The organism is Paraconexibacter sp., from assembly GCF_059438195.1.
Genome location: NZ_JBLKKY010000107.1, coordinates 1 through 8,538 on the forward strand (window position 1 = coordinate 1; position 8,538 = coordinate 8,538).

Genomic DNA, 8,538 nt, shown 5'->3' on the forward strand with positions numbered 1-8,538 from the left:
GCGGGCGGGCTCGGCGCGCTCCTGACCGCCGATCCGCACGCCGACGCGCAGGGGCAGCCTCGCGTCGAGGTCGCGCAGCGCCTCGCGCAGCCGGTCGCGCTCGACGGCGTGCCGCAGGTCGGTGTGCGGCTCGTTCGTGAAGCCGCGTGGCGGGTGCGCCCGCGAGGACGTCGTCTCGTCGGCGGTCACGGCGGGGCGAGGAGGTCGTGGAGGTCGGCGCCGGACGCCTGCGCCGCGAGGAACGAGTCGTTCGAGGTGTTCTCGAGGAGGCGGCGGACGAGGTAGGCCATGCCGGCGACGAGGTCGCCGACGGGGCAGTAGGTGCGGCCCCGCAGACCCTCGCGGGCGAGCGCGTCCTGGAGGTCGTCGCCGAGGCCGCGGAGCACCTGCAGCTCGAGGTCGTGGGGCCCGAGCCCCGCGCGCCGTGCGGCGACGACCGCGTGGGCGACCGAGCGGAGGTTGTGCGACGCGACCGCGGGCCGCACGCGCGGGAACGCGTCGATCAGCCGCCCGGTGAGCCGCTCGAAGCAGCGGTCGGTCTCGGCCCGCTCCGTCCACACCGGGACGGGCCAGCCGTGCTGCCGCGCGTCGATGGTCTCGTGGTCCCAGTAGGCGCCCTTCACGAGCCGGACGGTGAGCGGCACGGTCCGCGACGTCGCGCGCGCCCAGGCGAGCACGCGGTCCGCGGTCTCGTCGGCGTCGCGCAGGTAGGCCTGGACGACGAGGCCGGCGGACGGCCCGTCGCGGAACTCCGGCTCGTCGAGGACCGTCAGGACGAGGTCGACGACCGCCTCGCGGGAGTCGAGCGACTCCGCGTCGACGTGGACGTGCGCTCCGAGCCGGTCCGCCCGCCGCAGGAGCGTGCGGAGCTCGCGCGCGGCGTCGTCGCGAGCGCGCGCGGGAGCGGCGCGCCGCACGAGCGGGGTGAGCGCCGTCACCTTGACCGAGAGGTTGACGCGCGGGACCGGCCCCGCGGCGTCCTGCTCGAGCGCGGGGCGCGCCGGCCAGTCGCGCGCCGCGCGCGTGAGGGCGTCGAGCGCGTCCGCGCAGCGACGCGCGTACGCCTCGCCCTCGGCGCGGGTGAGCGTCGCCTCGCCGAGGAGATCGACGGACGTCGCGGTGCCGCGCGTCCAGAGCCGCTCGAGCTCGCCGGTCGCCTCCCGCGGGGAGGGTCCCGCGATGAAGCGCCGCGCCATCCGGTCGACGGCCGCCGCGGCGAGGCGGCCGACCGCCGCTCCGGTCGCCCTCCCCCTCGCCGAGCCCGCTGCGAGCGCGACGAGGCGGTCGTCGCGGCCGCTCTCCTCGAGGTAGGCCGCGAGGTGCGCGGCGATCTCCTGCGGACCGGCGCAGGCGGGTGCGACGTCGACGACCTGGAAGAGCGCCGCACGCAGCCGCGGATCGCGGCTCAGGAGCGCGGTGAGCCGGTCCTCGGGTCCACGCCGCAGCCGCTCGCGCCCCCGCGGGGGCGCCGCGAGACGCCGACCGAGGTCGCGGATCTCGTCGTCCAGTCCTGCGCCGGTGATCGCCGCCGGTCCCACGTCGTCCACGGTATGCCCGCGGTGGGCCGGCGGGAAGCGGTCACTGCGCGTTGAACTCCGCGGGGCGTCGCTCGGTGAACGCCGTGATGCCCTCGCGCGCGTCCTCGGTCTTCCCGCAGACGATCATGTTCTCGACCTCGCGGCGCATGTGCTCGGAGAGCGGCACGTCGGCCGAGCCGCGGACGAGCGCGCGCATCCGCCCGAGCGCGATCGACGGCCCGTCGGCGAGAGCGCGGGCACGCGCGTGCGCCGCCGCGGCGAGCTCGTCCGCGGGGACGACCGCGTTGACGAGCCCCCACTCGAGCGCCTCCTCGGCGCCGATCACACGCGCCTCGAGCATGAGCTCGAGCGCTCGGCGGAGACCGACGAGCCGCGGCAGGAACCACGAGCAGCCGCCGTCGCCGCTGAGCCCGATCTTCGCGAAGCCGGTCGCGAACTTCGCCTCCGGCGAGCAGAGGACGATGTCGGAGGCCCAGGCGAGGCCGAGCCCGCCTCCGGCGGCCGCGCCCTGAACGGCGCAGACGACGGGGACCGGGAGCTCCGCGAGCTTCACGACCGCGGCGTCGTGCGCGCTCACCATCGTCCCGAGCTCCTCGTCGAGGCGCTCGCGGTTCTCGCGGAAGTGGACGATGTCGCCCCCGACGGTGAACGCCCTGCCCTCCGCGGTGAGGAGGACGGCGCGGACCGCCTCCCGACCACCGGGCGCGGCGAGCGCCGCCTCGATCGCGTCGACCGCGGCGCCGAGGGCCTCGGTCCAGCGCCGGTCGATCGCGTTGCCCTCGTCGCCCCGCGTCAGCCGCAGCTCCGCGATGCCGTCGATCACTTCGACGACGACCCGGTCGGTCGTCGGTTCCGTCGTGCTCATGCTCTCTCTCCCTCGTCGCGATGTGCGTCGACCCGGTACCTCAGCAGACCGGGCGCCGCGGCGCTCGCGCGCCGCCTCTCGCGACGGATCGGCCGAGCGCCTAGCCTTCGTGTCGACACCGCCCGACCCCGGAGACCGCGATGACCCCCTCCCCCACCCGGACCTGCGACGTGGCGATCGTCGGCGCCGGTCTCGCCGGCCTGTCCGCGGCCCGGACGCTCGTCGCGGCGGGCGTCGACGTCGCCGTCGTCGAGGCGCGCGATCGCGTCGGCGGGCGCCTCCTCAACCACCGGCTCTCCGACGGGGAGATCGTCGAGATCGGCGGCCAGTGGGTCGGGCCGACGCAGCACGAGGTCGCGGGCTGGATCCGCGAGCTCGGCCTCACGACGTATCCGACCCACGACGAAGGCCTCAACCTCTTCGAGCGCCGCGGCGAGGTGTCGCGCTACAGCGGCGCGATCCCGCGTCTCGGTCCCGCGGTGCTCGCCGACGTCGGTCAGGCGCAGGCGAGGCTCGACCGCATGGCGCGCAAGGTGCCGCTCGACGCGCCGTGGCGGGCGCGGCGCGCCGATGCGTGGGATGCCCAGACGGTCGCGACGTGGGTCGCGCGCAACACGGCGACGCGCGGCGCTCGCGACTTCTTCCAGGTGGTGTGCGAGGGCGTGTGGGCCTCGGACCCCGCCGACGTCTCGCTCCTCCACTTCCTCTTCTACGTCCACTCCGGCGGTGGCATCGACGCCCTCATCTCGACCGGCGGAGGAGCGCAGCAGGACCGCGTCGTCGGGGGCTCGCAGCTCATCGCGATCGCGGCCGCCGAGCCGCTCGGCGACCGGCTCGTCCTCTCGGCGCCGGTGCGGCGCATCGCGCAGGACGCCGACGGCGTGACCCTCGAGGCCGACGGGATCGACGTCCGCGCCTCGCGGGTCGTCGTCGCGATCCCGCCGACGCTCGCCGGCCGCATCGCCTACGACCCGATCCTCCCGGGCTCCCGCGACCAGCTCACGCAGCGCATGCCGCAGGGGTCGGTGGTGAAGTGCATGGCGGTCTACGACGAGCCGTTCTGGCGGGCGGACGGGTTCTCCGGCCAGGTGACGAGCACCGACGGGCCGGTGAAGGTCGTCTTCGACAACACTCCGCGCGGCGCGCAGCGCGGGGTCCTCCTCGGCTTCCTCGAGGGTCGGCAGGCCCGCGAGCTGGCACGCGTGCCCCTGGAGGAGCGCAAGGACGCGGTCGTCGGCTGCTTCACCCGCTTCTTCGGCCCGCGGGCTGCGACCCCGGTCGAGTACGTCGACCGCGCGTGGGCCGAGGAGGAGTTCTCGCGCGGCTGCTACGGCGGCTACCTCCCTCCCGGCGTGTGGACGTCGCTCGGCGGCGCGCTCCGCGAGCAGTGCGGCCGCATCCACTGGGCGGGCACCGAGACCGCGGAGGTCTGGAACGGCTACATGGACGGCGCGATCAGCTCGGGGGCGCGCGCCGCGCGCGAGGTCCTCGCCGCGGGCGTGGCCGGGACCGTCACGAGCTGAGCGGCGCGCCCGCCTGCGGGCGTGTGCGCGCGAGGGTCTCTCAGACGACGACGTCCGCGGGGCGGTCGAGCTCGCCGAGGGGCGCCGGGCGCCCGATGTGGAAGCCCTGGGCCATGTCGACTCCGAGCTCGCGCAGCAGCTCGACGGTGGCCTCGTCCCCGACGTACTCGGCCACGGTCCGCTTGCCGGTCGCGCGCGCGAGGTGGACGAGCGCCTCGACGACCGCCCGGTCCGCACGGCTCCCGGTGAGGCCGCGGATGAAGTCGCCGTCGATCTTGAGGATGCCGACGGGGAGGTGCTTGATGTGCGTGAAGCTCCCGAAGCCGGTCCCGAAGTCGTCGAGGGCGAACGCGCAGCCGAGACGCTGGAGGCGCCGCCCGAAGGTCTTCGCCGCCTCGAGCTTCGAGATCGCGACCGACTCGGTGACCTCGAAGCACAGCAGCGAGGCCTCGACCTCGAACTCACCGAGGAGGCGCTCCACGAGGTCGAGGAGCGTGCTGTCGGCGAGCGAGTGGGACGACACGTTGAGCGCGACCTCGGTCCCCGGCGGGAGGCGTCCCGAGGCGATCGTCGTGATGACGCGCCTGGCGACCCAGCGGTCGACGGCCGGCATGAGCCCGTAGCGCTCGGCGATGTAGAGGAACGTCCCGGGGAGCACGAGGTCGCCACCCGGGTCGTCGTCCAGCCGGATGAGCGCCTCGTAGCGGCGGACGGGCTCCCCCTGCAGATCGACGATCGGCTGGTAGTGGAGGACGAACCGGTCCTCGTCGAGCGCCCGCCGGATCCGGTGCGACCAGTTGAGCCGCGCGGCGGCCCTCTCCTGCGCGCCGTCCTGCTCGTGATGGACCGCGTACCGGTCGCGGCCGGCGTCCTTCGCCTCGTACATCGCGAGGTCGGCGGCGGCGAGGAGCCCGTCCTCGTCGACGCCGTTCAGCTCGCTCGCGCAGGCGACGCCGGCCGATGCCGAGATGCTGAGCTCGCCCTCGCCCGACTCGACGCGCACCCGGCGGATCGCGGAGACGAGGTCGTCGGCGACGAGGGTCGCGGCGGCGGAGTCCGTGCGCCCGAGGACGCACGCGAACTCGTCCCCCGCCGAGGCGGGCGATGAGGTCGGACTCCCTCAGCCGCTCTCGCAGAGCGTCCGCGACGGCGCGCAGCATGCGGTCCCCGACGCCGTGGCCGAGGCTGTCGTTGACGTACTTGAAGTGGTCGAGGTCGATGAGCACGAGGCTGAAGTCCGTGCCGTAGCGGTGATGCTCGGCGAGGCGCCGCGAGAGGTCGTCGACGAGGCTGCGTCGGTTCGCCAGCCCCGTGAGCACGTCGTGCTCGGAGAGGTAGCGCAGCTCGTGCTCCTGGCGCTTGCGCTCCGTGATGTCCTGGACCTGCTTGATGAAGTAGAGCGGCTCGCCGCCCTCGTCGCGCACGAGCGAGACCGAGAGGAGCACCCACAGAGGTGAGCCGTTGGAGGCGATGTAGCGCTTCTCCATCTCGAACGTCGCGATCTCGCCGGAGAGGATCTCGCGGACGTGCTCGAGGTCGGTGTCGAGATCGTCCGGGTGCGTGATGTCCTGGAAGGTCTTCGCGAGCAGCTCGCCCTCGGCGTAGCCGGTCATGTCGCAGAGCGCCCGGTTGACGCGCAGCCACCGGCCGTCCAGCGCGACGAGGCCGATGCCGATCGGCGCGTCGTCGAAGGAGCGGCGGAAGCGCTCCTCCGCCTCGGCGAGAGCGCGGGCCTGCTCGCGGCGCGCGGTGACGTCCGTGAAGGAGACGACGATCCGGTACGGCGGCAGGCCCTCGTCGAGGACGCGGGTCGAGACGCGCAGCCAGCGCAGGCCGCCGTCGCGCGCGGGGAGCCCGATGACCTCGTCGTCGATCTCGCGGCCGGTGCGCCGCGTGATCTCGGTCGGCATCTCCTGCGCGGGGAGCGGATCGCCCGCCTCGCCGACGACGCCGGACACCTCGTGGCCCGCGAGCGGGTCGTCCGCGAGATCGTCGAGGACGGCCCTCGCCGCGTCGTTGACGTGGACCTGCCCGCCGTCGGCGCCGACGACGATGACGGCCTCGGCGATGCGGGCGACGACGAGCCCGGTCGCCTCCTCGGCGGCGCGGCGCTCGGAGATGTCGAGGAACGAGCCGAGGTGTCCGCCGACCGCGCCGTCGTCGAGACGCAGCGGCGTCACGTGCGCGAGCACCCAGCGCGACGTGCCGTCCGCGCGGCGGACGCGGAACTCGTGGGCGAAGTCCCGCCCCTCGGCCGTCGCGGCGCTCCACGCGCCGGCGACGCCGGGACGGTCGCCGGACTCCACCGGGTCCCACCACTCGACGCCGAGCATGACGTGCGCAGGCCGTCCCGCGATCTCGCTCCAGCGGGGGTTGACGAACGTGCAGCGCCCGTCGACGTCCGTCTCGAAGATGCCGACCGGGGCGCGGGCGGTGAGGAGGTCGAAGCGCCGCTGGTTCGCACGGCTCTTCTCCTCGAGAAGGCGCTGCAGGCGGTCGTGCTCGCGGACCTGGTTCACGCCGTGCCCGGTGAGGAAGAGGATGACGGTGATCGTCGCGAGCACGATCACCGAGACCGCCATCCGCTCGCCCCACCAGTCCCAGGACATCCCGACCGTCACCACCGCGCCGGCGAGAACGGGCAGCACGATCCCCCACGGCACCATGCGGCGGGCAGCGCGCTCGCCGCCGCCGGGGACGACGTACCACGAGCCCGGGGCGACCTCGGGGCGCAGCGCGAAGGTCGCGACCGAGAGGGCGGCGAGGCCGAGCGCGGTGTGCACGGCCATGCCCGTCACCGCGGAGAGCCCGCGGAGGTGCTGCACCCCCAGGACGTGGCCGACGACGGCGGCGGCGACGACGAACGCGGTCGTGGCGGCCGCGGCGGTCGCGACCCGGCCGACGCGTCCGTGCTGGTGCCGGACGAGGGCGAGCGCGACGGCGAGGAGCGCGAACGAGAGCGCGGTGTGCGGGGAGGGCCGGCCCGGGAACTCAATGTCCGCCTCGTCGGCGCCGAGCCAGCCGTCGATCCCGAGCCGGACGCCGCCGATGTACTCCGCGAGCGTGAGCGTGGCGAGCGCGGCGACGACGGCGAGGAGGACGAGGCGGCCGGGGCGTCCGCCTCGTCGGCGCCGAGCCAGCCGTCGATCCCGAGCCGGACGCCGCCGATGTACTCCGCGAGCGTGAGCGTGGCGAGCGCGGCGACGACGGCGAGGAGGACGAGGCGGCCGGGGCGCGCGGCGGGCCAGACCGACTCGCCGAGGACGACGATGCCGGAGGCGCACATCATCACCGCGGTGTTCGGCATGAGGGCCGGGAGCCCCGGGAGCACCGTGGTCACGCCGTCGAGCCGGAGCGCCCACCCGAGGAGGACCACGACGCCGATGAGCACGGAGATCCCTCCCCCGATCGCGGCGACGCGGCGGAGGCGACGCAGCTCGGTCTCGGAGGCGGGGAACAGAGGCTCGCGCGAGGCGTCGAGCGCGCTCGGGGACACCGGAGGAGTATCGGCAGGCCGGAGCACGACCTTGAGCACCGCTCGCGGGCAGCTCCGTCGTCCTCAGTGCGGGGGGAGGAAGAGCTCGGTCTCGCCGTTGTGGAGGATCGCGGTGACGTGGAGGCCGGCGTGGGCGATCGGCGCCCCGATCGGGTTCAGCGTCGCGAGGGTCGGGACGCTCCACGAGATGTCGCCGAGGACCGGCTTGCGTAGCTTCGAGGACCGGAAGTCGTCGTAGCCCGCGTGGTAGACGGCGGTCATCGCCAGGGAGGCGGCCATCGCCAGCGCGCCGACGCCGAGGAGGCGACGAACCGATCGGCCGCTACGGGACGTCGCGCGCAGCGCGGCGAACACGAGCAGGATCGGGAAGGCGGAGAGGAGGAGGCCGTCCGCCGCGCCGTAGGCGACGCCGCGCCAGAGCAGCGAGCCGGCGAGCTCGAGGCCGTCGGCCCGCGGGCCGGCATCCTCGGCCTGCGTCGCGATGACGGCGCTCACCCCCGCGAAGGCGAGACCGAGCCCGAGCGCGAGCCCCATGCGGCGGGAGAGCATGCCGCGCAGCGACTGGCCCGTGTCGCGCGCCCATCCCGTGAAGAGCGCGACGACGAAGGCGATGTAGATCCCGTAGTAGACGTCGCGCTGCATCTCGAGCCGGTCGGCGAGGAGATAGGGCACGAGGAAGGCGCCGGCCATGCCGCCGGCGAGCCACGCGACGTGGCGGGCGGCGGAAGCCTGCTCGGTCGTCGTCGCGCGGGGGCGCGGGGCTGCCGCGGCGGCCGGATGCAGCGGGGTGGCGGTGAGGCGCATGGCGTGTGCTCTCGCGTCGAGGGACCGGGGTCGTGGACGACGCTAGGAGCCGTCCCTCGGGAACGGATCGGAGGAGAGCCGCACACGCCGTCGGTAGAGGCCCGCAGCCTTCGCCGGGGGAAGCGGGCAGGGTCCCGCGGGACCGCGGCGAATCCCTCGCCGTGGTCCTCACCGCCCTGCTCCTCGGACTCCTCGGCGTCGCGCTCACGGTCGCGGGCGCCCGGCTCGCCTTCGACGCGCTCGGCCTCGAGATCCGCGAGACCCTGCTGTGGTTCGGTCTCGCGGAGCGGCCGGTCCCGACGATCTCGCGCA

General features: G+C 74.8%; 6 protein-coding genes and 2 pseudogenes. 1 reads left to right on the plus strand and 7 read right to left on the minus strand.

All coding sequences use genetic code 11. The annotated features are described in order from the left end of the window. The 3 genes from ACME2J_RS21330 to ACME2J_RS21340 form a co-directional block, all read right to left on the minus strand. On the minus strand, positions 1-189 hold a 189-nt coding region (locus ACME2J_RS21330), incomplete at its 3' end, for a hypothetical protein (RefSeq protein WP_495546965.1). Then, the gene (locus ACME2J_RS21335; RefSeq protein ID WP_495546966.1) at positions 186-1,538 is read right to left on the minus strand and encodes a proline dehydrogenase family protein; all 1,353 of its coding nucleotides are present in this window, start codon (positions 1,536-1,538) and stop codon (positions 186-188) included. The genes ACME2J_RS21330 and ACME2J_RS21335, both read right to left, overlap by 4 nt. Before the next feature lie 40 nt (positions 1,539-1,578). Continuing rightward, complete coding sequence (locus tag ACME2J_RS21340) at positions 1,579-2,403, minus strand: enoyl-CoA hydratase/isomerase family protein (RefSeq protein WP_495546967.1); 825 nt, start codon at positions 2,401-2,403, stop codon at positions 1,579-1,581. Between the two features lie 140 nt (positions 2,404-2,543). Between ACME2J_RS21340 and ACME2J_RS21345 the strand changes: the two genes are divergently transcribed. Next, positions 2,544-3,926, plus strand: a complete 1,383-nt coding sequence (locus ACME2J_RS21345) for a flavin monoamine oxidase family protein (RefSeq protein ID WP_495546968.1) — start codon at positions 2,544-2,546, stop codon at positions 3,924-3,926. Positions 3,927-3,966: 40 nt separating this feature from the next. Here the strand turns inward: ACME2J_RS21345 and ACME2J_RS21350 are convergent, their stop codons facing one another. The 4 genes and pseudogenes from ACME2J_RS21350 to ACME2J_RS21365 all read right to left on the minus strand — a co-directional run bounded on the left by ACME2J_RS21350 (position 3,967) and on the right by ACME2J_RS21365 (position 8,226). Further along, complete coding sequence (locus ACME2J_RS21350; protein WP_495546969.1) at positions 3,967-4,812, minus strand: EAL domain-containing protein; 846 nt, start codon at positions 4,810-4,812, stop codon at positions 3,967-3,969. 18 nt (positions 4,813-4,830) lie between these two features. Further along, positions 4,831-4,950, minus strand: a pseudogene (locus tag ACME2J_RS21355) (hypothetical protein); the annotation flags it as partial. 73 nt (positions 4,951-5,023) lie between these two features. Continuing rightward, positions 5,024-6,715, minus strand: a pseudogene (locus ACME2J_RS21360) (sensor domain-containing protein); the annotation flags it as partial. 770 nt (positions 6,716-7,485) lie between these two features. After that, positions 7,486-8,226, minus strand: coding sequence for a hypothetical protein (locus ACME2J_RS21365; protein WP_495546970.1), 741 nt, complete (start codon positions 8,224-8,226; stop codon positions 7,486-7,488). Positions 8,227-8,538: the final 312 nt, after the last annotated feature.